Origin of the sequence: Clostridium neonatale, from assembly GCF_900465025.1 — a bacterium.
Lineage (GTDB): Bacteria > Bacillota > Clostridia > Clostridiales > Clostridiaceae > Clostridium > Clostridium neonatale.
Window position 1 is genome coordinate 1482169 of sequence record NZ_UICR01000002.1, and the last position, 25556, is coordinate 1507724.

21 protein-coding genes are annotated in these 25556 nt (G+C 27.4%); 2 read left to right on the top strand and 19 right to left on the bottom strand.

Annotated elements, in window-relative coordinates:
- Nucleotide 1: 1 nt before the first annotated feature.
- Nucleotides 2–2329: a glycosyltransferase gene (locus tag CNEONATNEC86_RS18255; RefSeq protein WP_159136546.1), complete on the bottom strand. Its 2328-nt coding sequence runs from the start codon at nt 2327–2329 to the stop codon at nt 2–4.
- Nucleotides 2330–2806: 477 nt separating this feature from the next.
- The gene (cls, locus tag CNEONATNEC86_RS18260) at nt 2807–4240 is read right to left on the bottom strand and encodes a cardiolipin synthase (protein ID WP_159136547.1); all 1434 of its coding nucleotides are present in this window, start codon (nt 4238–4240) and stop codon (nt 2807–2809) included.
- A 348-nt stretch (nt 4241–4588) separates the two neighbouring features.
- Between cls and CNEONATNEC86_RS18265 the strand changes: the two genes are divergently transcribed.
- Complete coding sequence (locus CNEONATNEC86_RS18265) at nt 4589–5386, top strand: DUF4405 domain-containing protein (protein ID WP_159136548.1); 798 nt, start codon at nt 4589–4591, stop codon at nt 5384–5386.
- Nucleotides 5387–5567: 181 nt separating this feature from the next.
- On the opposite strand, the gene CNEONATNEC86_RS18270 is transcribed toward CNEONATNEC86_RS18265, so the two are convergent.
- From CNEONATNEC86_RS18270 to CNEONATNEC86_RS18350, 17 genes are all read right to left on the bottom strand, one after another.
- Nucleotides 5568–6368, bottom strand: a complete 801-nt coding sequence (locus CNEONATNEC86_RS18270) for an HAD-IIA family hydrolase (protein WP_159136549.1) — start codon at nt 6366–6368, stop codon at nt 5568–5570.
- Between the two features lie 103 nt (nt 6369–6471).
- Complete coding sequence (locus CNEONATNEC86_RS18275; protein ID WP_125147571.1) at nt 6472–7104, bottom strand: YesL family protein; 633 nt, start codon at nt 7102–7104, stop codon at nt 6472–6474.
- A gap of 68 nt (nt 7105–7172) precedes the next feature.
- Nucleotides 7173–9275 carry a glycoside hydrolase family 36 protein gene (locus tag CNEONATNEC86_RS18280; RefSeq protein WP_159136550.1) on the bottom strand — a complete coding sequence of 701 codons (2103 nt, stop codon included), beginning with the start codon at nt 9273–9275 and terminating at the stop codon, nt 7173–7175.
- A 15-nt stretch (nt 9276–9290) separates the two neighbouring features.
- Nucleotides 9291–10148 carry a carbohydrate ABC transporter permease gene (locus CNEONATNEC86_RS18285; RefSeq protein ID WP_058296584.1) on the bottom strand — a complete coding sequence of 286 codons (858 nt, stop codon included), beginning with the start codon at nt 10146–10148 and terminating at the stop codon, nt 9291–9293.
- Nucleotides 10148–11038 carry a carbohydrate ABC transporter permease gene (locus CNEONATNEC86_RS18290; RefSeq protein ID WP_058296585.1) on the bottom strand — a complete coding sequence of 297 codons (891 nt, stop codon included), beginning with the start codon at nt 11036–11038 and terminating at the stop codon, nt 10148–10150. The genes CNEONATNEC86_RS18285 and CNEONATNEC86_RS18290 overlap by 1 nt, the downstream gene beginning before the upstream one ends.
- Before the next feature lie 168 nt (nt 11039–11206).
- The gene (locus tag CNEONATNEC86_RS18295) at nt 11207–12490 is read right to left on the bottom strand and encodes an ABC transporter substrate-binding protein (RefSeq protein ID WP_159136551.1); all 1284 of its coding nucleotides are present in this window, start codon (nt 12488–12490) and stop codon (nt 11207–11209) included.
- A 117-nt stretch (nt 12491–12607) separates the two neighbouring features.
- Nucleotides 12608–14218: a response regulator transcription factor gene (locus tag CNEONATNEC86_RS18300; protein ID WP_159136552.1), complete on the bottom strand. Its 1611-nt coding sequence runs from the start codon at nt 14216–14218 to the stop codon at nt 12608–12610.
- Nucleotides 14199–15998, bottom strand: a complete 1800-nt coding sequence (locus CNEONATNEC86_RS18305) for a sensor histidine kinase (protein ID WP_159116879.1) — start codon at nt 15996–15998, stop codon at nt 14199–14201. Before CNEONATNEC86_RS18305 ends, CNEONATNEC86_RS18300 begins: the two co-directional genes overlap by 20 nt.
- A 293-nt stretch (nt 15999–16291) precedes the next feature.
- On the bottom strand, nt 16292–16540 hold the full coding sequence (locus CNEONATNEC86_RS18310; protein ID WP_159136553.1) for a hypothetical protein: 249 nt from the start codon (nt 16538–16540) through the stop codon (nt 16292–16294).
- A gap of 170 nt (nt 16541–16710) precedes the next feature.
- On the bottom strand, nt 16711–17094 hold the full coding sequence (gene gloA / locus CNEONATNEC86_RS18315; RefSeq protein ID WP_058296590.1) for a lactoylglutathione lyase: 384 nt from the start codon (nt 17092–17094) through the stop codon (nt 16711–16713).
- Nucleotides 17095–17107: 13 nt separating this feature from the next.
- Entirely contained in the window at nt 17108–17728 is a 621-nt protein-coding gene (locus CNEONATNEC86_RS18320; protein WP_159116880.1) for an MBL fold metallo-hydrolase, read from the bottom strand.
- A gap of 157 nt (nt 17729–17885) precedes the next feature.
- A complete protein-coding gene (locus CNEONATNEC86_RS18325; protein WP_058296592.1) occupies nt 17886–18800 on the bottom strand; it encodes an AEC family transporter in 915 nt (304 codons plus the stop codon).
- Between the two features lie 112 nt (nt 18801–18912).
- Nucleotides 18913–19377, bottom strand: coding sequence for a methylated-DNA--[protein]-cysteine S-methyltransferase (locus CNEONATNEC86_RS18330; RefSeq protein ID WP_058296593.1), 465 nt, complete (start codon nt 19375–19377; stop codon nt 18913–18915).
- A gap of 283 nt (nt 19378–19660) precedes the next feature.
- The gene (locus tag CNEONATNEC86_RS18335) at nt 19661–20707 is read right to left on the bottom strand and encodes a DUF4179 domain-containing protein (protein ID WP_159136554.1); all 1047 of its coding nucleotides are present in this window, start codon (nt 20705–20707) and stop codon (nt 19661–19663) included.
- A gap of 3 nt (nt 20708–20710) precedes the next feature.
- Nucleotides 20711–21265 (bottom strand): sigma-70 family RNA polymerase sigma factor, encoded by a 555-nt coding sequence (locus CNEONATNEC86_RS18340; protein ID WP_058296595.1) that lies wholly within the window; start codon nt 21263–21265, stop codon nt 20711–20713.
- Between the two features lie 226 nt (nt 21266–21491).
- Entirely contained in the window at nt 21492–22250 is a 759-nt protein-coding gene (locus CNEONATNEC86_RS18345; protein WP_159136555.1) for a LytR/AlgR family response regulator transcription factor, read from the bottom strand.
- A 42-nt stretch (nt 22251–22292) separates the two neighbouring features.
- A complete protein-coding gene (locus CNEONATNEC86_RS18350) occupies nt 22293–23492 on the bottom strand; it encodes a LytS/YhcK type 5TM receptor domain-containing protein (RefSeq protein WP_058296965.1) in 1200 nt (399 codons plus the stop codon).
- A 229-nt stretch (nt 23493–23721) separates the two neighbouring features.
- On the opposite strand from CNEONATNEC86_RS18350, the gene CNEONATNEC86_RS18355 reads away from it, so the two are divergent.
- On the top strand, nt 23722–25518 hold the full coding sequence (locus tag CNEONATNEC86_RS18355; protein WP_097919251.1) for a carbon starvation CstA family protein: 1797 nt from the start codon (nt 23722–23724) through the stop codon (nt 25516–25518).
- Nucleotides 25519–25556: the final 38 nt, after the last annotated feature.

Consider the following 25556-nt stretch of genomic DNA (forward strand, 5'->3'; position numbering starts at 1 on the left):
TCTATAAATATTCCATTTCATTAAAGACATCTTCATCTTCCAATTTTATTTTTTCATTTTTCTTTCTTTTCATATAAATTTCATACTCTTTAATCCATTGATTAAGTATTTCTGCGAATTCTTCATTTGCAGATATTTCTTCGTAGTTATCAACCTTATATAAGTATGTATTTTCTTCTATCTTCGCACTCGAAGTATCTGTCAATATAAATTTAATATCTATGCAATCATTAATTTTTAAAATTAAACTATCAAATACCTTATTTGTTTTCAATACCGCATACTCATAATTGAAATTAATAATTTTAACTTTTCCATGCTCTTTTGAATATAGTTCTTTGTTCAAATTAACACGCGGAAGTTTTCTATTAAATTTAACTTTCTGCTCTCCTCTTTTTAAAACATTTATTCTAATATCATCAAAAATGCTATTATTCATCTCCACTATCTTAGGTAATTCTGGAACTCTATCATAAAGTATTCTCAATAATTGTTTTAAATTATGATCATCAATCTCCTGTATTTCCATTGCATATTTCCACTGCTCTCCAACTTGTCCAACATGAATTATTTTTGCCACAAATTGAGCTTTATATCTATCAGTTTGTAATAAAATTCTTATTGATTCTTTATATGGTATAAATTCAGGTTTTTTTAATACTATAGATAATCCATTTTCTGAAATATCATTAGTAGTACACTTTAATTCTTTCTCATGAAAACTTACTATGCAATCAATATTTATTGGAAATCTCTCTGCTCTTCGTAAAACCTGTCTTCCAAGCATAAAGAATATTGACATTACTATATTATACAAATTTATAATGAGCCAAAATATTAGTACAATATAGACTGGAGTTCCTGTTATAAAGGTGAATTTAACACAATTTATTATTCCTATTATAGAAAGAATTGATAAAATTATATGTGGAATTGCCTTCTTTATCTGATAATTTTTATCTTCAATAGCTCCACCTTTTCTTGTTACATTAAATTTTTTCTGAGAAATCCCCAAGCTCTCCAATATAACAGATACTATTAATGATGGAAAAAGTATAGTTTCATAAACATTTGTCCATTTTACTGTTCTTATTTTTCTTGAAACTAATTTCAGTGATTTAGAACTAAATATATACATAGGCAACCAGAATATTAATACTTCTAAAAGAGTACATTTTACAACGACTACTCCAAATACAGAAAAGAGAATTGGTGCCATAATATAAATTAACCTTTTAAGACAGCCATACCAATATGTTATTGCTGAAATATAACTTAACTTTTGGCTTATATTAAGCCCTTTTCTAAATAAAATATTTAGTTTTCTACCAGTTTGTATGCATCCTCTAGCCCACCTTTGTCTCTGTTTAACTAATCCCTTTAAATCTTCCGGTGCGAGACCTGATGCATGAACTTCATCAATAGCATAGCATGTATAACCATTACTTTGAATAAGTATTCCAGTTGCAAAATCTTCTGTTATCACTTTTGTGTAAAATCCACCTATCTCATCTAATGCTTCTCTCGAAATTACTGTATTAGTTCCTCCATATATTACAGAATTACTTTTATTTCTTGATATTTGTATATCTCTATAGAAATAATCCTGTTCATTTGGTATTCTAGTTTCTGAAAACAGATTATATTGAAATAAATCAGGGTTATAAAAACTTTGTGGTGTCTGAATAAATCCTATTTTTCCCTCTCTGTTCTTCCTTGCTTCTTTACCATCTTTTTTTTCTATTTTTTTTGCATTAGTTAAATCTTCAACAAAATACGGAACTGTTGACATTAAAAAATCATGCATTGGTATCATATCTGCATCAAATGTTACAACAAGTGGAGAATCTGTTTTCGCTAGTGCATTATTAAAATTTCCTGCTTTAGCATCTTTTCTTTCAGTCCTTGTTATATAATTAATATTCATTTCTTCTGCTAACTTTTTCATTTCAATTCTATTAGAATCATCACAAATATAAATATGAACCTTATTCTCATCTGGATATTCCATATTTATACATCCATTTATTGTTTTATATAACAATTCTACTGGTTCATTGTAAGTTGCTATAAATATATCTACATCAGGAAATTCACTAAAATCGGCTTTAGGAATCATTGGATATTTAATATTTGTCATATTATTGTAGTGTACTACCTCTTCAAGCATACCCACTATTTCCACTATGAGTAAATACATTCCAGAAATTAATGCTATAATTCCCTCACCAAAAGGAATTGTAAAAAATATACGCCATATTAAATAAATTATCGAAGTTACTACAGTTCCTGTAATTAGAGCTTTATTTCTAATTGTCTCAATTCTCATATTAATATACCCCCTCAAATTTATATAATATATGTTATTGAATAGTTTCTAACATTTATACTATCCTAAGCAAGTTCACTTTCCGGATTTTATAATATGCTTTTTCCTCTCTCCAATTTTTAATATTTAAACCATATTATAATAATAAGCTTCATGATATATTTGCATTTTTATTCAGATTATTGTATTTCAAAAGAATTGCCTATTTTATTTTTATAAAATTTATTTATTAAACAACCTATTATTATATAAAATAATATCTTTCTTGCGCTTTTTTTAATATTTATTAATAGTAATAATTCTTTTTGGTTAATAAATACTTATATACATATATTATACAACTTACACCTAGATAACAATATTATTTATCAATTTTATACATTTTTTATTTTATATATTATTTTTTGATTTATTAACAAATAATGGACTATATTAATATAGTCCATTTTGTAACCTCACATGAAACGTTATAATATTTTAAAGTATAGGTGATACCAATCTTACTAAAGATTCTTTTATTCTTAATGACAAACTTCTATTATTATGAATCTCTAAAGTAATTTCAGTTGAATTTCCAATATCCTTAATAACTTCTTTTTCATATTCTTTAGCAATTCTATCGTCATAAATTAATGCATTAACTTCAAAGTTAAGCTTAAAGCTTCTAATATCTAAATTTGCTGTTCCTATACTTGTAGCAAGACTATCAACAACAATTGTTTTTGAATGAATAAATCCAGTATTATAATGATATATCTTAACTCCTGCTTCTAATAATTCACCTACATAAGAGCTTGCAACCCAGGGCATAAAAAAATGATCTGGCTTACCAGGAAGTATTATTCTTACATCAACTCCAGATAGTGCCGATATTTTTAATGCTTCTAGTATTGGTTCATCAGGCACTAAATATGGTGTCTCTACATAAACATTTCTTTTAGCATTATTTATAAGCTTAATATATGAGTTCCTAATGTATTCTTCTTTATGGTCTGGTCCACTAGTAATTATTTGTATTCCAACATCGCCAATATCATTATCTTTTTCACTTATATATTTAGAATATTGAATTATTTCTTCTCCAGATGCATGACACCAATCAAGAAGAAATCTTTCATTTAAATCATCAACTGCATCACCTTGTATTCTTACATGAGTATCTCTCCAAAATCCAAATTCCCTATCTCTATTTATATATTCATCCCCAACATTAAATCCTCCTACGTAACCATATTTGCCGTCTATAACAACAATTTTTCTATGATTTCTATAGTTTATACGTGTATTTATATGTGGAAGTATTCCTGGAAAAAATATAGAAAATTTCCCACCAGCACTTAAATATTCCCTTAAATACTTCTTTATTAAACTTCTTGATCCCATTGCATCTACCAACAGCCTAACTTCAAGTCCTTCATTAAGCTTCTTAGTAAGTTCTTTTATTATTTTCTTGCCAAGATTATCACTTCTAAAAATATAATACTCAATATGTATGTATTTCTTTGCATTTTTTATATCTTCAATCAGTTGTTTAAATTTATCCTCGCCATTTACATACACATTAACACAATTATTAATAGTATATTTTGCACCACAACTCTTATAATTCATTATTCTAAGATCTGAAAATCTTTCGCCACCATCATGAATGTTATCATTATAACTATAATTCTCATTAAGTATTTTTCTTTTATTAGTATCCTTTATTATTTTCTCCTTAAATATCTTTTGCCTACTTAAATTTTGACCAAACATTAGGTATAATATAAATCCAAATCCAGGTAGTATAAGTAATATTAATAACCACGCCCATGTTGTCGTAGGATTTTTTCGTTCTATAAATATTAATGATAAAGAAAATATAATATTTAAAACTAAAATTATAATACTTAAACCTAATAATATACTCAAATCAAATCACTTCCTTGTTGCTTAAGTGTAGAAAAATCTATTTTTTCTAAAAACTAAATACCATATTAATTAAATATATCATATTTTTAGTATTTTATCATTCAATTTAATCTTACTTTTCTAATAATAAAAGAGCTGTTGCATTAACATGTTTAGATATCTGATATAATTTATTTTTTATTCTTTAAATTTATTTATTATTTTTTGTTTAGACTATTTTACCTATTCAAAAAATAAATTAAGCTTTTGTTAAGGTGACCATATTATACTAATTAATGAAATAATAGAGAGAGGGAAGTATAATGAAAATCTGTTTTTTACTATTTTTTCATTATGCAAGGTGAAATTATGAAATTAACAACTTCAAAGAAACTAGGGTTAGATTTAGTACTATTAATTCTTATGATTCTTTTATATCAAAAAAATATAATCTCAATGAGCTTTCATGAGATAGGTGGGCTTGTTCTATTTTGCTTATTTATAATCCATTTATTATTTAATCGAAAATGGATTAAATCAATAACAAAGCGCTTATTCGATAAATCAATTCCTATAAAAACTAGAATAAGCTATATTCTAAATGTCTTATTAGTTATTTGTTGGTGTTTAGTCATTATTAGTGGAATTTTTATATCCAAAGTAGTTTTTCACTTTTCAGTAGGTGGTCCATGGAAATTAGTGCATTTTTCTTGTGCGGCATTTGCTTTAATTTTAATAGGTACTCATATTGGATTACATTGGAATTTAATTTCTAATTCATGTAAAAAGCCATTAAAATTATTGGATAAATTTAAAAAACCAATTAGTATAATATGTATCATATTTGTACTTATTAGTGGAATTTATAGCATGAAAAATACAAATTTTATAAAATGGATTACTATGCCATTTAGTGTAGATACTATGTCAGATTCCGAAAATCATATTAGAGGAGCAGAAAATAATAAACCAGATAATACGAATTTAAATAAAGAATTTAATGGTCAAAAGGAAAAAGGTAACGAAAACTTTAGCTTTATGAATGTATTAAAATTGTTATTAAATTATGGTTCTATTATATTGATGTTCTCTATATTTACACACTATATAGAATTAGTTTTTATTAATAAGAATAAGACTTTACTAATATCAAAGCATTCGAAATGATATAAAATTAATATTATATTTTTCTATAAAATATTTTCTTAACGAAAACATTTTATAATAAATGCTAAACTCAGTGAGGTTTAGCATTTATTTTTTCAAAATGAGATGTCGCACTAATTATTTAGTGCGACAGTGCCTATTAAAAAATCTTATTAACATTTCTCATTTCTATGCCTAATTATCAAATAATATTTATAATTTTTTCATATAATTCTTTAATATTTTTAAATATATATTCAGGTTTAAATATCGTTGTTTCAATATCTTCTTTTTTAGCTTCTCCTGTTAAAACAAGTGCAGTATCAATATTACTATTTATGCCACATGCTATATCAGTATATAACCTGTCGCCAATTACCAAGGTCTCTTCTTTAGTAAATCCACTTTTCTTTATACAAAGATCACCTATTATTTTATTAGGTTTTCCAATAAAAATTGGCTCTCTATTTACTGCAAGTTTTATCATTTTACAAATCGCTCCACAGTCTGGAACAAATCCAAATTTAGTTGGGCATACAAGATCAGGATTTGTAGCAATATAATCGATATTTTTTTTGGTTGATAGCAATTCACATATTTTTTCTATTTTTTTGTAAATAAGTTCATTATCATATGCAACAACAGCACATTGTATATCTTCTTCTAAATCCTCTGTCGTATTTATATTAAAAGATTTTAACTCTTCAATAAATGATTTTGTTCCAACTACAAAAATCTTTTTCTCTTTATAATGTTCTTGTAGGTACAAAGCAGTCGCATACGACGCAGTTATAAAATTAGTTTCATCTACTTTTATACCAAGGCCTATAAATTGTTCTACATAGTCCTTTATACTTTTAGTTGAGTTATTTGTTATAAAAATATATTTGCCACCTATATCTAAAACATAATTCATAAAGTTTTTGGTTCCATCAATTAAAATGCCATCTATAGCAATTGTTCCATCAATATCTAGTAAAAATAATTTTTTATCCTCTAACATAAATATTACTCCTAATTCTTTATTAATTCCTAGATTATTATTGTTTCATATTATTAATTATAATATGTTTTTCCCAAAAAGTAATATTCATGATTATATATAATTAAGTTAAGTGAATATAATTTATAAATATCCTCTCAAATATATAAGAATTAATGTATGAGGTAAACGAAAATCCAAATAGTATATATAATATTAAAATATAAGAAAAATAATGCCCTCCAAATAAATATAAAATTAATGGAAGCATATTAACAGCTATGATTACTATTGTTAGTAAGATATGTTTAATAGACATGAAAAAAGAATTTTTTATATAATTAATGATTGTATTATCGAATTTAGAAATCATAGGGAATATATAACAAAATATCATATATTGAACTGCTCCAAAAATAAAAAATATAACTTTAAAATAAAGCTTATTTTGTCCATCTAAAAATATAGATAAACATTTTATATCAATTATAAATACTATTCCGCACAAGACAAACAAAATCCATACAATTGTAGCTGGTTTGAAATTCTTCTTAAATGCTTCAAAAAAACCTCTTAATAAATATCCCTCATTTTTAATAAGCTTCATAGAAACACTATACATAGCACTTATAGATGCACCAATTGTTATTATAGGTAGACAGCAAATTATAAATATGAGGTTTAAAATCATTAAATCTCCTATTGTTCCCATAAAACTAAAAAATTTATTATTTAAGTCTAAAAATCCTTCTTTCATATTATAAGCTCCTATTGATTATTTATATCCATATAAATATTAAATGTATATGGATATAAATAATATTGTTATTTTAAATATATAGCCACTGCTTTCATATTTTCTGATGCATTATATATTAATTTATTATTTTCATAAGTAATATCACATTCAGTATCAGAATACACTTCACATATACTAAAATCATATTCTTCTGGAATTTCTATTTCTAATTTTTCTTTAACTTTACCATTAAATACATGATATATAGCCACTGCTTCTTTATTTTCGCCAATACGTAATATCCCCTGCCATCCTTCTGGATTCCTGTAACTGCTGATTTCATTGCCATAGCGATAAGTATAACCATTTCTAATTATAGGTGAAATTTTCTTATAAAAAGCTATACCTCTATCAATTAAATCCCATTTTTCTTTTTCTAAATCAAGTACATCTCCTGAAAGACACATTCTTCCTAAGAATGTATTAATTATAGAATATGCTATTCTTTTTAAAGAATCACTATTACGTATTACAGCCCATATTTGGCTTTGTCTTGGTAAAATTACTCTATGAAGATTTGCCGCTATAATAGGTATTTCTTCACATTCATGCGCATCTGAGAAAGATGCCATACTGCACATAGACATCATAAGTGGTTCTAATTTATGTCCACCTGAAGCACAGTTTTCAAGAATAATCCCTGGTACTTCTTCTTTTACTTTTTCCAAAAACTTAATTGATGCTTCTGCATTTTTTCTTAGTCCTTCTCCAAGAGATTCTGCTCCATCAGAGCCCAATCCGATTGTGTCATTATAATCTATTTTCATATAGTCAAACTCGTATTTCTTTAAAGTTCCTATAACTTTATTGGTTAAATATCCTTCTACCCATTCATCTGTCATATCCCAAAAACGTCTCATTGTAGTTGTTAATACACGTCCATCTCTTTTTAATAAATGTGCTTCTTCATTATATGCTTTTGATGCACTTCCTACATTCTCTATTTCGAACCATATACCTGGTTTAAGATTAGCTTTCCTTATAATATCTACTGTTTTCTCAAGCCCTTCCGGAAATAAATCTTGTGATGGATTATAATCCCCCATTGATATATCCCAAGGAACATCCTTCTCCTTATACCATCCACAGTCAATAACAAAGTAGGTAAATCCTTTATCTTTTATTTTTTCTACTATATTACTTATATTTTCATGAGAAGGGCATCCCCATGTTGTACAATACTCATTAAATATAATTGGAAGATCTTGTTCAACTTCTGGGCCTTCATCTACAAATCTTTCTATTGAAGAAGTTAATCTTTGAGAAATTTTATCTATTCCTCCACCACTGCAAACAGATATTATAGCTTTTGGAGTTATAAATTTTTCATTTTTATTTAACTTTTTCATCCAACTTCCAAACTCTCTATCAGCTAAACCTCCTGATACTGCCAAACAATCATCTTTCCTATATAATTCAATCTGCCAAGAAGCATTGTGAGCTACTTGAGCTCCCCAAAAGATATCATTTTTCGTATCTTCTACTGCTACATATGGAAAATATCGATTAACAGGCATAGATCCAACTTGACCAAAGCGCTCTGCTCTTATAGCATGATCAGCCCAGCATGGTTCCAATTGTAAATCCTCAACACTTCTTGTTTCTAGCCTTCCTTCCATGCTCCATACGCTTCTTAGTCTATGAACCTTCAATGTATCGTAAGCATCTTTTTCAACAAATGGAGTAATTCCACCTAAAGAAAAACTTGAAATCATTTCTATTGATATTTCATCATTGCTCATATTTTCTATAGAAGTATATGTTTCTAAACTCTGTGAATTTAAAAACCATATTAAGTGATGCTTTATTATATAACCTCTACTGTCTTCTAATACTGTAACAACTTCCTTTTTATCATCAAATGAAAAATATTCTTGATTCTTGTAGGATAATCTTGTTGTTGATTCTCCTTGATGCATTGTGCTTCCACCAGCATATCCGCCTGGATAAATATCTCCTGCTAATTTCAATTGTACAAGACTATCAATTGAATGTTTTTTATTACTCACTATCTTATCCTTATAGTTGTCTGGTATAAGTTCTAGTTCAACATTCTTTGAATTTTCATCTATATAATATAGTGCAATCATATCTCCAAATTTATATTCTTTTAATAATGATATATTCATAAGTACACCTCCACATTAACCTTTTACTGCACCAACAGTCATTCCTTTGATAAAATATTTTTGTAGACTAATAAATAAAATTGCGATTGGAAGTACAGAAATAACAATTGCAGCAATAGCTGTTAAGTAATCACTAGTCTGAGCTGAGAAAAGAGACTGTATAGCTACAGTTAAAGTTTTTAATTTCTTATCACTTACATATAAACTAGCTAATAAGTAATCGTTCCATATTTGAAATGCCTGCATTATTATTAAAGTTGCCATTGCAGGCTTAAGTAATGGCATTACTATTTTAAAATAAGTCATAAATACAGAACATCCATCTATTCTTGCTGATTCTTCTAACTCAATTGGCACTGTAGACATAAAACTTGTCATAAGGAATACACCAAATGAAATTCCTGTTGCAACATACATAAATATTATTCCATACCTTGTATTAATTAAATTTAATTTATGTCCTATAATGTAAACTTGTAAGAATAATGCTTGATATGGAATTAAAATTCCGATTATAAAGTATATATAGCAGAATTTGAAAAACTTATGTTTACATCTAGCAATTGCCCATGCTGTTGTTCCACATAAGACTGCTAAAATTAATACACTGACTGCAGTATATAGTAATGTATTCGAGAAAGTTGTTACCATATCTAACTTATTGAATGCTTTAATATAATTATCGAAATTAAATGAGTTGGGCAAAGATAGTGGACTTTCCATATATAATTCTTTTTTTGTCTTAAAGGAATAGTTAATTATAACAAATACAGGCACTAGAAAAACTGCTGCAATAATAGTCATTATAACTTGAGTATAAAAAGTATTTTTAGTATACTTGCTTTTTGTTTCAATATCTTTTTTCTTCTTCATTATGCCTGCACCTCCCTCTTTCTTAGGCCTTTAACTTGAATAAGTGCTACTAATAATAGAACTACTATCATTGTAATTGACATGGCAGAGCCATATCCATATTGTCTTCCATTTATTGCTGTGTTATAAGTTTTATATATGATCGATGTAGAAGCATGTCCTGGGCCTCCATGTGTAGATGAAACCATTAAATCATACACTTTCAATGATCCAGTTGTAATTCCAACAATACATATAGTTATTGAGGGTGCTAACATTGGAATAGTAACATTGAAGAATCTTTTTATAGGGTTAGCTCCATCTACCTTAGCTGCTTCATATAATTCTGCTGGTATTGATTGTAGCCCTGCAAGATAAATTAGCATCCAGTATCCTATCCATTGCCAGTTATTAGCTATTAATAATCCTCTTAATACAGTACTACTTTTACCGAAAAAAGCAAAATCTATATTAGTTCCTAATATATTATTTATTTCAGGTAATACATTTGTAAACATACGAAGCCATATAAACCCTACAACAACTGAACTTATAAGACAAGGTAGGAAAAATGCAGTTCTATAAATTTTTTGTCCTTTAATTCCACTATCAAGTGCTATTGCAAATAAAAGTGCTAAGACATTTTGTATAACAGTATTCCATAAAGTAAACTTTATAGTGAATACCCATGCAGATTTAAATTCAGCATCTTTAAATAAATTTATATAGTTCTGAAATCCAACAAAAGTTTTTTCTGCGCTCATTCCATCCCAACTTGTTAGTGAATATCTAAATGCCATAATCATAGGAATAATTAATCCAATAGTAAAAATTATAAGTCCTGGAATTACCAATACCAAATATTGATTGAACATGGCTTTTTCCATGCTGTTTTTTCTTATCTTTTCCATATATAATCACCGTCCTCCTAATATAATGAGGTATCACACTAAAAATATTTTCTATAACAATATATCAATTATGTAAAAACAAACTTCATACTGCATCATTGCATATTTTTTAATAGTGCGACAGCCTCATAGAATGATCACTTTACATTAAATTATCTGACTTTATAATTAATTACTATCTCCGCTACGTTCAACCCTTGAATCTGATGCAGCAAGAGCATCTTCAAAAGTTTCATCGCCTAATAGCCAAGCTGATATATCTTTTGCATTTTCTTCTTGGAAACCATTCCAAACAAGTTGGTTATTTCCTAGAGTAACATCCACAATCATATTTTCTTCTGCATATTTATCTATATCTACTTGACTTGGATTTTTGAATGTAGGTGTAACATCCTTAAGCATTGGTGCTGTTTTTGTAAAATCATAAATTTCAACAGCTAAATCTTTATCACTAGTTAAAATGTCCAAAACATTATTTACAGCATCTTGATATTTAGTTTCTGCGCTTGTCATAATAGTAATATTAGGTTCAAAAATTAATTTTGAATCACCAGTTTTATTGGGAAATGGGAATATACCCATATTAAAATCTTCATCTATATCAAGGAAGTTTTGAATTGACCATGATCCAGATACTTTCATAGCTGCTTGTCCATCAACCATTCTTGCATCACATTCAGTTTGTTCTAATGAGAATGTATCATCAAATGTATTATCATAAATTAATTTATTATATTTATACACATCTTGCATTTCTGTGCTATTTGTAAATGAAACTTCTCCTTTTCTGAACTGATCTCCCCAGTTTGGATTTTTATTAAATATATCATTCATAGCAAATTGCATAGTTACATTTCCAATTGACCATGTATCTGCCATATGACTAGCAAATGGTACTATTCCTTTTGCCTTGCAGTCTTCAATTATTTTATTTAAATCATCTTGAGTTTTTGGTACTTCCCATCCATTTTCCTTAAACATATCCTTGTTATAATAAACACCTTGATATAATGCATTATATACTAGACCATATGTTTTTCCATCAATAGTTACGTTATCACTAGCTGCATCAAGAAGTCTGCCTGTATAAGTACTATCAATTTCTTTAAAAATTCCTTGTGGCGCATATGCTCCAACGTCCTGAGCTTTACCTATTATTATATCTGGCATTCCAGTCTGCATATATTGCTGCATCTTAGCTTGAAAATCGCCGCCCCACCCAACGCATTCCCATTCTAATTTTATATTAGGATATTTTTTCGCTAGTGCTTCATCGATCATATCTTCAATTCCAGCATCTGTTGTTGATTGCCCAGCTAAAACTTTTAAGGTAACCTTTTCATCCCCTTGGCCACTACTGCTTTCTGCTTCTGGACTAGAGCCACATCCTGCAATCATGCTCACCATCATAACTGATGTTAATATAACTCCTAATATTTTTTTGATTTTCATAAAATACACCCCTCTTAAATTTATAATTAATCTTTACAGTTATAATTTACACTATAATAATCATTACCATATAGGACAAATTTGAAAAAATCACTTGTACTTTTTTGAAAACGTTATCTAAGTGTTGGGGTTATTTCTATAATCTCTTGGACTAATTCCTTCAATTTTACGAAAGACTCTGTTAAAATATGCATAGTCATCATATCCTACCATAAATGCTATATCCGTCAATTTTATATTAGGATTTTTCATATGTTCCTTAGCTTTATCCATACGTTTCTTTGCAATGTATGACATTAAATTAACACCAGTTTCCTGCCTAAATACTTTAGAAAAATAAGAATGCTCAACATTATATTTATCTGCAATTGTATTTAAAGATAATTCTTCTGAATAATTATCATCTATGTATTTTATAGCCTTGTGCACAGATCCAACTATTGAATCAGCTGAAACAACATTATTTAAATTAACAATATCTTCAAGTATAATTTCTAATATTTCAATTAGCCTTTTCTCATCCAAATAATCTATGCTCTTATTCAATTTTGCAATATTTCTTTGAATATCTTCTGTATTCTTATCTTTTAAATCCTCACTTATAAATTCCATTATTATATCACAAATTTTCTTAATAGTCTGATTAACTTCTAAATACGTCCAGCTATTTTCATCGCAAGATGCTAGACCTATTTTTTCTAATATTATTTTTTCTAATAAGCTTTTATTGTTAATACGAAGTAATTTTTTTATATTTTTTTCATCTTCTTCAGTTATATGATTAGTTACTTTTATCTTTATATCTGCCTCCTTACTAATCATTAATATTTCACTTTTTTTATTATATTTGCGTGTCATAAGTTTAGAAATTATATTGTTATATGCACTATTTAAATTATCAATTGAATATGAAGGTTCAGTAATAAGTAAACTCAATGGTGACTTAATTATAGATTTGAAATATGCTACTATTTTATTTGCAAAGCCAACTAATTCCTTATGGTTTACATCTGTTATCACTATAAATTGATTAGAATAATGTATATAATTAAATATAATCACATCATCACGTCCAATAATATCCTTAATTTTCTTTTTAACATTATAAGATAACATATTCATATCATAATGATAGTACTGTATTAGATTGTCTAAATTATGAATTACAAAAACCACTATGCTATATTTAGCAAAATGAGTATTATCATCTATATTCATAACTGTTCCTATTTGATTGTCTTCTCTTTCTAATATGAAACTAAGCTCTCTATCTTGAATTAATGAAGATGCTTTTAAGCTACTTAATCTTTCTTCTTCCTGTTTTATCTCCTGCATCTTTCTATTTCCAAGAATCTCAAGAGCTTTTGAAAGTGTAGATACTAAATCTACCTTTGTTATTGGTTTTAGCAGATAATTAATAGCGCCTGCAACTAATGTATCTTTAACATAACTAAAATTACTGTACCCTGATATTATAAATATTATTATATCTGGATATTTTTCTTTTATTAATCTAACTAATTCAACTCCATTTATAAAAGGCATATTAATATCTGTAATTAATATATCTGGTCTATATTCTTCTATTTTATTTAAAACATCTTCACCATCTTTTGCTGGCTCTAATAATTCTAACGAATAATTACTCCATTCAATCATATTTTTTATTTTTTCTCTTATCCAAAATTCATCATCTGCAATTAATACCTTATACATTATCTTGTCCATCATTATCTCTCCTCATTTTAGTTTTAGGTGTTGTTAATATAATTCTGCTTCCTTTACCTCTATTACTTTCAATAAACAACCCAAATCTATCCCCATACAATATTTTCATTCTGGAATTTATATTTATTAATCCTATAGATGAACTATCATTAAAAATATCTTTCTTTGAATCCTTTAGTTTTTTGTTCATCATGACAGAATCCATACCTACTCCATTGTCTTCAACAATAATTTGTAATACGTCATTAGATTCATGTGCTCTTATATAAATTTTTTTCTCACCACGTTTATTCTTAAGCCCGTGCTTCAACGCATTCTCGACTAGTGGTTGGATAGATATTTTAGGTAAAGAATAATCTAACACTCTATCATCAATATCAAAATAGTATTCTACTTCCCCATTCATTCTGACATTCATAAGAAATATATAATTCTTTAAATGAAGTATTTCTTTTGAAATGGTAGAATAGGGATTTTTTATATCTAAACTATATCTAAATATATTAGAAAGCGAATGACACATATTGCTTACATTATCACAATTCTGTATACTGGCAATACTCCCCATTGTATCTAATGTATTATATAAAAAATGAGGATTAATCTGTGCTTGAAGTGCAGCATATTCAGCTTTGTTAAGTGATAACTTTGCTTCATATTCACTGCTTATAAGCTCTTCAATTTGATCAAGCATCTCATTAAAATTTTCAGATAAGATACCAATTTCATCATTTTTGTTATACTCTGCTCTTTCATCTATATGTCCTTTTTTTATCTTATTGATAGCTATCGTTAGCTGTTCTAAAGGTTTAGTTATCCCCCTAGATACTAATATTGATAAAATTATTATTACTATACTCATACAAATAACAATAATAATTAAATAATTGGTCAATACTCTTTGATTTTCTTCAAGATATGATTGAGAAATAATTGAATATGCATCTAGATTATATTCTTCTTGAGATACTCTAAAGATAACTTTATTTCCTCTAACTGAAACATTAACATTGTCTATTGAACCTTCGTTTATTTTCTCAATGTTATCATAATAATAGTTTTCACTTTTTTCTTCTAAATTTCCAATAGATATAATTGGTCTATCTCCTAAAGGTTGAATCCACATGAACATATCATTTTCGCTACAGTATTTTTTAACAATAGATGTAATATCCTTATTTGTTATATCACAAACCAAAGATCCAATTACTTTCTTTTTATTACTGCTATCATATATTTTGATTGCAAATCTAACTATACTCTCTTTTTTACTTTCATTATAATAACTTGATATAAGCATCTCTCTACTATCTTGCAATAAGTATTCTTTAAGTACTTGAGAATTATATTTTCCCTCATCCTCATAAATATTTTTAGGATAATTATTACGGGGTGTATTTAACCTTCTATAGCTACTAATTAAATTAGAGTTTCCATCATATATGTATATAGCCATTACATTAGTTGATAGCGGCATTTTTTCACAATTGAATCTAGTTGCTTTGTCTTTGTATTTTTTTCTAAGATATTCTGTTGACTTATCGCTTTCTAAATCATATAAAAAGTCCTGTTCATTATAAATTTTTATCAAATTACGTTCTACAGATTTTATATAAGTATACACTTCACTTTGCATACCCTTTAATTTATCAACAGTTGCAGCTTTAGATTGTTCATAAATAATTTGTGACGATTTACGTTCAAAAATCAGTGCCTGTAAAACTAATATAAATAATGTACTGCTTAGAAATAACACTAATATTTTCATTCTCATTTTCATAAATATATTCCCCCTTTATAAACTGAAATTCAATTATACTAACCTAAAAAAATATACTTACAAATTAAAATCTAGCTGCACTTTATGTTTACGTTATCAAAAATTTTCTATGTAATGCTTTGTTTATAAACATATAGTTACAAACAAAATTTATAAAAATATATTCACATTTTCTTTAATAACGCTGCATGAAAAAATTTGTATAATGTTGACCTTAATATAAATTACAAAGTAACTTATTCTAATACATCTTGTTTTTATCTTGTACGTACATTATTATAATATATTATCGTTTAAATTTTTTCTACATAATATCCATAAAAGTTTATCATATTAAATGCGTTTTCATCATCACTCTTTTTCAATGCAGCAAGATATCCTGCACTTACCACGACAAAATCACATATAATCCCAATAAGAATCAAAAATAGCAGTGACATATAAATTTTAAAATTATTAAAATTACTTATAACTGCACAAGGCAATATTATATTTAATACAATCCTTGATATAATTACCAAATCGCTTATATTAATCACCATAATTTTATCATTATCTTATACAATTTAATGGTAATATTTCATAATTATGTATTTCAAAAAAAACAATTTAATCAAAGAAAATAAAAAAACAATGGTCAAGCTCGCAACCTCGTAGCTTTTCCATTGTTAGTGTACATTTTGTTATTTGATTAAATCATATTGTTTGTGATTTATTTAGTTCTTATAACTTCTACCTTATATCCATCGGGATCAGTAACAAAGTAATAATCAGCTGGCCTTCCTGGAAGGCCCTTCAAATCTGTAACTTCATATCCTAAAGCAATATGTTTTTCTCTTTCTTTTTCTATATCCAGAACACCAATTGCAGTATGACTAAATCCATTTCCAAGTTCATATGGCACTTCTTGATCATAATTATAAGTTAATTCAATTTCATATCCACCTTCTTCATTTGACAAATAAACAAGAGAAAATTTGTATTCTGGATAATCAATTCTTCTTGTTTCTATCAAGCCCAATGCATCCTTATAAAATTCCAATGATTTTTCTAAATCCTTTACTCTAATACAAGTGTGTAACATTTTTACTGACATATTCTTCAAACTCCTAACTTTTTCTTATACTTTTCCATTCATTATAAAAACTATTATTTCTTTTTTCTTCACCTATTGTACTGCTTTCATAATGGCCTGGGTGAATCCTAATATTTTCATTTTGATTTTCAATTAAATTAATTATTGATTTTTTTAATAAGTTTAAATCTCCGGTTGGAAAAATCCATTTTCCAACTCTTCCCTTAAATAAAGTATCACCTGTATATAAATCATGGCCAAATTTATAGCATACTCCCCCTATAGTGTGACCTGGAGTATATATTACTTGTATATTTTTGTCTCCAATAGGAAAAATTTTTGATTCATTAATTTTTACAATATTAATATCTTTTAAATCATATGTTTTTTCTTTAAAAACATTTTTATAATTTTCTTCTAAAACACCATACTCTTTCTCATGTATATATACAGGCACTTTAAAAGCATCTATTGCTCCTATATGATCCCTGTGTCCATGTGTTAAAAGAATCCCCATTACTTCCCAATTGTTATCCTTAACATATTTAATAACTTTTTCTTTTTCATATCCTGGATCAATAATATAGCATTTCCCTTGATTTTCAATAAAATAGCAGTTTACATCCATTTCCCCTGATAACAATAATTTTTTCATATTTTTTATAATTCACCTCCCACCGAATAAAATTTTTTGTATTCACATTATAACATTTTTCTTTAAATCTAAATATTCATTTAAAATTTAATTTTCTTCTTGTCTTAAATTCTTCTTTACAACTCTTATTTTTAATCTTTATTAATATTTTAAATTCCTAAACATTCATTATTAGTAACATTGATGTCATCACTATAATACTAAAAATTATTGAAGATGAATTTATTGCACTAGCTAGTCCGACATCTCCATTACATTTTTCAGTAAAAGCGATTGATACTGCAGAAACAGGTGCAAATACAATTATGGCTAATACCTGACGCACTTCTAATGAAAACGGCAAGAATATAAAAAATATAAATGCCATTATAATTGATATTCCATACCTTATAGAAAGGGTTTGTACAATTTTCCCTATCTGACTTCTTTTTAGATTTAATTCTAATCCGACTCCAACCATAAGCATGGCTAAAAATCCATTTCCAGCTCCAACTGTATCAGTAAACATTATAATTGGTTTTGGAATTTGGAAATTAAAATATGACACTATTAACATAATTATATATGTATTTAATGGTATTGACGAAAATACCTTCTTAATAAAACTGCTTAAAGTTGTCTTTCCATCAGTTTTGGCAACAGCACTGGCTATACTATATGTTCCACCTGTACAGAGAAGTGAATTTCCTGCATCAAATAAGCAAGTAGCTACAACCCCAATTGGTCCCAAAAAGTTTTGAACATATGGCATGGCAAAACATCCTATATTATATCCAGAAAAGTTTATCATATTAAATGCTTTTTCATCATCACTCTTTTTCAATGCAACAAGATATCCTGCACCTACAGTAACAAGATTACATATAATCCCAATAAAAATCAAAAATAGCAGTGACATATCAATTTTTAGATTATTAAAATTACTTATAACTGCACAAGGCAATGTTATATTTAATACAATCTTTGATATAATTCTGAAATCACTTGCTTTAAAAAATCCCTTTCTTTTTAATAAATATCCCATAACAATAATTGCTATAAAGACAGTAGCTTTTGTTAATACTTCAATCACTTTATAACACGTCCTTTATTTTATATTTGCCCTATAATATAAAATATCAATCTATACATCGTGAAAAATTAAATGATCCATTTCTAGTTTTCCATAATCAAAAAACTTAATTTTAGCCATTATATTTTTCCATTTCTAATAATTTTTCTTTTATATCTAATCCACCAGCATAGCCAACTAGTTTTCCATTTGCTCCAATAACCCTGTGACATGGTACAAATATAGCTATTGGATTTCTATTATTAGCCATTCCAACTGCCCTAGATGCCTTCTCATTTCCAACCTTTATTGCTATGTCTTTATAGCTACAAGTTTCACCATATGGTATTTCTCTTAATGCACTCCAAACCTTAAGCTGAAATTCTGTGCCCTGTGGTGATAAAGGCAGCTCAAATTGTTCTCTTTCTTTATTAAAATATTCGTTCAACTGATTATAAGCCTCTTTGATTAATTTTGTTTCTACTATATTTGAATCTTCTAAATGAACTTCTCCAAAATTCAAGTTTGTTATATGAGTCCCATTATCAGAAATTGTTATTTTTCCAATCAGTGTTTCATAATAAAATGTATTTTTCAAATCTATCACCTCTCTATATAAGAATCTGCTATTTTAATAATATCAAAAATATAACACAATTTATATTATTTTAATGTGTATTTACACTTTTTATTTAAAAAATAATATAATTGAAACGTTAATTTTTATTGATTTAAATAATCTCCAATACTTAAATATTATAATCAATAGGCTTTTAAAGATTATAAATTTTTAAGCCTTCCCCTTAAATACAACAAATACAGGAATGCATATATATCAAAATATGTATTCCTGTATTCTTATATTTCTAAATTCTTTGACATTAATCCATTAAAGAAATTTTAAATTCTTCCCCAACCTTTTTAAAATCATGGCTCAACTGCCCACTCTCTTCTGGAAACTTTACTGCATATGGTGTTAAAGTTAATTCTTTAGCATTTTCATCTAAGTTTCTATCAATATTGTTATATCTAAGTATCATAGAATCCTTTGAACCTCTTGTTAAACAAAATTCCACATTATTTCCTAAATCATCAGTTCCTTTTAACATAACATCATAGCTTTCATTTTTGTTAGAGTTTTCAACTTTACACATAATATTGTGTCCTAATGCATTTGATGTATATTTTTCTAATATTATTTTTTCTCCATTTTCTAGCGTAAATGAATTATTTAATTTTATTTCTTTTGTATCTATTTTTAGTGCATCTCCATTAGCCTTAAATTCAAATACCCATTTTCCTCTTTGAGGATTTTCATAATTTACTGTAACTTTTGAATATACTATTTTAATATCAAGCTCTCCCGTCAAATCAACATCTTTCAATGCAGTCAAATCATATTCAATTACTGATTGTGATGAATAATCATCCAGATTTCCACTTGATCCAATTGCACCTTCAAATTTTACCTTCTTATTATTAATGTAAACTGTTTTATCAGCATCATATGATTCATATTCTTTTAAGGCTTTTTGTGAACTTATAGTATCTGATATTATTAATTGCTTTTGTGATTCATCTAGTATAACTTCATTAAGCTGAATTGTTATTCCATTGTCAGTTATACACTTATTTACAACTGTATTATAACTGTCAAGATTTTTCTCTACTCCAATTGAACTTGCAATACTTTCACTTACCTTTGCTAAAACTTGTGCTCCTGCATCAGTTCCAAATAACCCTACACTTACTACACATGCTACTGCTACAGCAGCTGCTATACTTCCTTTATTTAATCTTTTCTTATTTATAGACTTTCTGACCTTGTTTTTTAATCTTTTCTTTTCTAACTCATCAAAATCTTCTTTCTTATAATCTTCTATATTTATATCAGCTTCATTAAGCATCTTATATATATCTCTTTCCATATCCTAATATCCTCTGCTTTCTTTTACTTTGAAAATATCCCTTATTTTCTTTTTAGCTCTAGACACTCTGTTATAAATAGCATCTCTTTTCATTCCTGTTTCTTCACTGATTTTATTTACTTCTACTTCTTCAACATATAATTTATAAAATAAATCTCTATCCTTTCTATTTAAGCAATTCAACATTTCTTCTACTTCTAAGCTTAATTCATTTTTTAAGATTTCATATGTTGAATCTGATACAGATATATTTAAATCATCTATATTTTCATACTCTAACCCTTTCAAATATTTTCTTTTATAATCTATAGATTTAAATTTAGCTATTCCAGCTACCCAGTTTTTAAAATCACTTTTGTTTTCATCAAATGTATCAATGTTATTCCATATCCCCATGAGTACATCATTAATACATTCATCTTGAACACTTTGTAAATTATAAAGATGTTTTTTTACAATAGATTTAATAATCCATCCGTAATTATCTATAACATAATCTAATGCTTTTTCATTTTTTCTTCGTAGCTGAATAATAAAATTTTCCTCATTAATCTTCATTTTTAACCTCTTTCTAAGCAAGCTTGCATAATTAATTATCCCTTACAACTTATACTTCGTAACCATTTATATGATATCTATCAAAATTCTAAAATAAAATTTCTGTTTACGTCTTCATATACTTAAATTTCAAAATTATAACCCAAATATTAGTTTAAACTAAATAAAGGATATAATAAAAATTCACACCTTTGAATCTTATTATATCCTAATAAATTTAACTATTTTAAATCCCCAAAATTTGCTTGATTTCTTTTACATGTAATCTGCTCACAGGCACTTCAGTATTTTCTTTATCATCAATTATTAATTTATAAGTCCCATTAAACCACGAATATACTTCTTTTATTCTATTAAGATTAACTATATAGCTTCTATGACATCTAAAAAATTGTGTTTTCTCTAATAATTCATATAATGTCTTTGAAGTATAATATGTATCTTTATCTGTTTTTACATAATTTTTTTCATCCTCTGAATAACAAAAATAAATTTTATCTATATCTATCAAAATTATTCTCCCGTTATTTTCACATGGAATCTTATTTACAATACTCTTTATATTTTTTATATCTATCTTATTAATATCATTATTATTAATCCTATCGCAAAGAGTAGATGCTGCACAGTTTAAAGAATCTTTTATTCTATTTTCATCATATGGTTTTAAAATATAATCATAAACCTTAAGCTCAAATGCTTTGATTGCATACTTATCGTATGCTGTTGAAAAAATTAAAATAGTATCTGGTAACATCTTTTTTATTTCTTCAGCTAATTCTAATCCATCTTTTCCTGGTATATTAATATCAATAAATACAATTTCAGGCTCTTCATCTTCTATTATTTTTAATGCGTTTACTCCATCATATGCCTGTGCTACTACATTAAATCTCTCATCTTTAGATACTATGTATTTAAGTTCATCATTTGATATGGTTTCATCTTCTACTATTACTATTTTGAATTTATCAATTACTTTCATACTGCTTCCCCCATGCATATAAAAATAAATATATGGTTATAATTAAATGTTTTTAGGAATATAAAAGCTCACACTGCTTCCTTTATTTGAACTAATTATATTAATATCATACTTTTCTCCATACAGTAACTTTAATCTGTTTCTTACATTTTTTAATCCTAATCCTGTCGATACTGAATTATTTGCATTTTCGAATCCAATTCCATCATCACATATTTCAACATATACATCATTTTCTTTATTACTAACTATAACTTTCACTGTTCCCCCCTCTATCTTTTTTAATATTCCATGCTTTATTGCGTTTTCTACAATTGGTTGAATTATAAGTATAGGAAATTTTATATCTAATAAAGTATTATCTATAAAAAATTCGACCTTCAATCTATTTGAAAATCTAGCCTCCTCTATTGACACATATGCTTTGACCAATGACAATTCTTTTTGAAGAGTTGAGAAATCTCCTTCTATTTCTAATGTTCCTCTAAAATAATCAGATAGGTTAAGTATAAGATTTCTCGCCTTCTCACCATCAGTTCTACAATATGCACCTATAACATTAAGTGAGTTAAATAAAAAGTGCGGTTCTATCTGTGCTTTCAAAGCTTTCAATTCAGCAATTTTGTTTTCCTCTTTCAATTTAACAAGCTTTACTTGTCCATCAACTAATTTTTTTGATCTGTCAACTACCATTACTATTAAAAACACTCCAACTGAATTGATAATAATCATTGATGCCGCTATTTTCTCTTCAAGGAGTATTGCTGTTTCTAAATCACCTGAAAAAATCAAAATAATAATCATTTGTGTTATTTCAGAAACAACTGCTGATAATCCTGCTATAATAGGGCTTAACCCCTTATCTTTAAATATTCTTCTAAAGCCTGCCCCAATAGCTCCTTCAACCACTGTTGAGATAGAACATGCAAGTGCTGTAAATCCACCTAATGTATATCTATGTAGTCCACTTATTATTCCAACTGTTACCCCAACAACAGGGCCACCTAAATATCCAGCTACAATGGTACCTATTGGCCTGCTATTAGCTAGAGAGTTATCTGTTATATATATACCAAAGTACGTTCCTGTAATAGATAAAATCGTAAATAAAACAATCATTATTATTTTATCCTTTTTATCATACTCATCCTTAACAAGATGTTTAATAATATCAGTTTGGAATATTATATATGTAAATATTGTTATAAGTGACATTCTTTCTAACATATCCAGCATTAACATACTATCACCATCCATAACTTTCCTAATATTCTTCTATTTGATTATACTCCTTTAAAAAGCTTTCTTAAATTATAAATTTCTCTTATAAAAGTCAGTGTTAGTCACCTGATTTTTTTGTATGTTTACCCTAAAAATATTGTATTTCACCTGTAAAATATGTTTTTTTATTGCTTGTACTGATAAATTATAGATACAGTAAACATTTACATACTAAAAAGGGGATGTTAATATGAATTCGATTGTTTTAGTAATAGTAGGAGCTTTAGTACTTATACTTGGATACAGACTCTATGGCTGTTTCATTGCTGCAAAAGTACTTGCATTAGATGAAACAAGAAAAGTTCCTTCAGAAGTATTTGAAGATGGTAAGGACTATGTTCCTACTAACAAATGGGTCCTACTTGGTCACCACTTTGCAGCTATAGCTGGTGCAGGCCCTCTTATAGGTCCTGTATTGGCAGCTCAATTCGGCTATCTTCCTGGTACATTATGGATCTTAATTGGTTCAGTTGCAGCAGGTGCAGTTCATGACATGATAATGCTATTCGCATCAGTTAGATTTAATGGTGAATCTATAGCTGAAATTGCAAAACACACTCTTGGTAAAAAAATTGGTTTTATAACTTCTATTTCTGTTATTTTTATTCTTATTATTACTATGGCAGGACTTGGCTTACCAGTTGTTAACTCACTTTATAATAGTCCTTGGGGTACATTTACAGTAGGTGCAACTATTCCAATTGCAATATTTGTAGGTATTTATTTAAGATATATTAGACCTGGTAAAATAGGTGAAGCAACTATTATAGGTATGGTATTAATATTACTAGCAGTCATATTCGGGCCACAAGTTCAAGGCACAGCACTTGGAAATTTCTTAACTCTTAATACAAAGCAATTATCAGTAATTTTAGTTATATATGGCTTCTGTGCTGCTGCATTACCAGTATGGTTATTACTATTACCTCGTGATTATCTAAGTACTTATATGAAACTTGGTGTAATTGGTATTTTAGTTGTAGGTATATTAATAGTAAGACCTCAATTACAAATGCCAGCTTTAACACAATATATACACGGTGGTGGTCCTGTAGTTTCAGGTAAGGTATTTCCATTCTTATTTATTACAATTGCCTGTGGAGCATTATCTGGCTTCCACTCACTTATAAGCACAGGTACTACTCCTAAATTGATAAAAAATGAAAAAGATATTCTTCCAATAGGTTATGGTTCCATGCTTCTTGAAGCTTTTATCTCATTAATGGCTTTAATAGCAGCAACTGCATTACCAACTTCTGATTACTTTGCAATTAACTCTTTACCAGAAGTATTTAATAAATTGAATCTAATTCCAAAAGACTTACCAATGCTTCAGACACTTGTTGGCGAACAATTAACTGGAAGGCCTGGTGGATCTGTATCATTAGCTGTTGGTATGACATACGTATTTCACAATATTCCTGGATTATCTTCAATAATGTCTTACTGGTATCATTTCTGTATAATGTTTGAAGCTTTGTTTATCCTTACAACAATAGATTCAGGTACAAGAATAGGAAGATATTTATTACAAGATCTTTTTGGAAAAATGTATAAACCTTTAGCAAATAAAGACTCAAAGTTTAATCTTATATTCTTTAGTGCTTTAATGTCAGTTACTTGGGGTGCATTGTTATACAGTGGAAATATCTCAACAATATGGCCATTATTTGGGGTAGCCAACCAAACACTTGCTGCTATTGCTTTTGCTATTGGTACATCCGTTCTTATAGAGATTGGTAAAAAGAAATATACACCTATAACAATACTTCCTATGATCTTTATAGCTATAACAACAATGACTGCCTCAATTGAAAATATCTTTGGTAATTATATTCCAAATGGAAAAACAACACTAACTATATTATCATTCATAATAATGATAATGCTTGTAGTCATCGTTGTTGAATGTGTAAAATCTTGGAGGAAGAATTGGAATAAAAATTTTGATTCTGAACTTTTAAATACTAGTAATTCCATAATTTAATCCATAAATTATTTTAAAAGGCATAGTATAATTTTCAT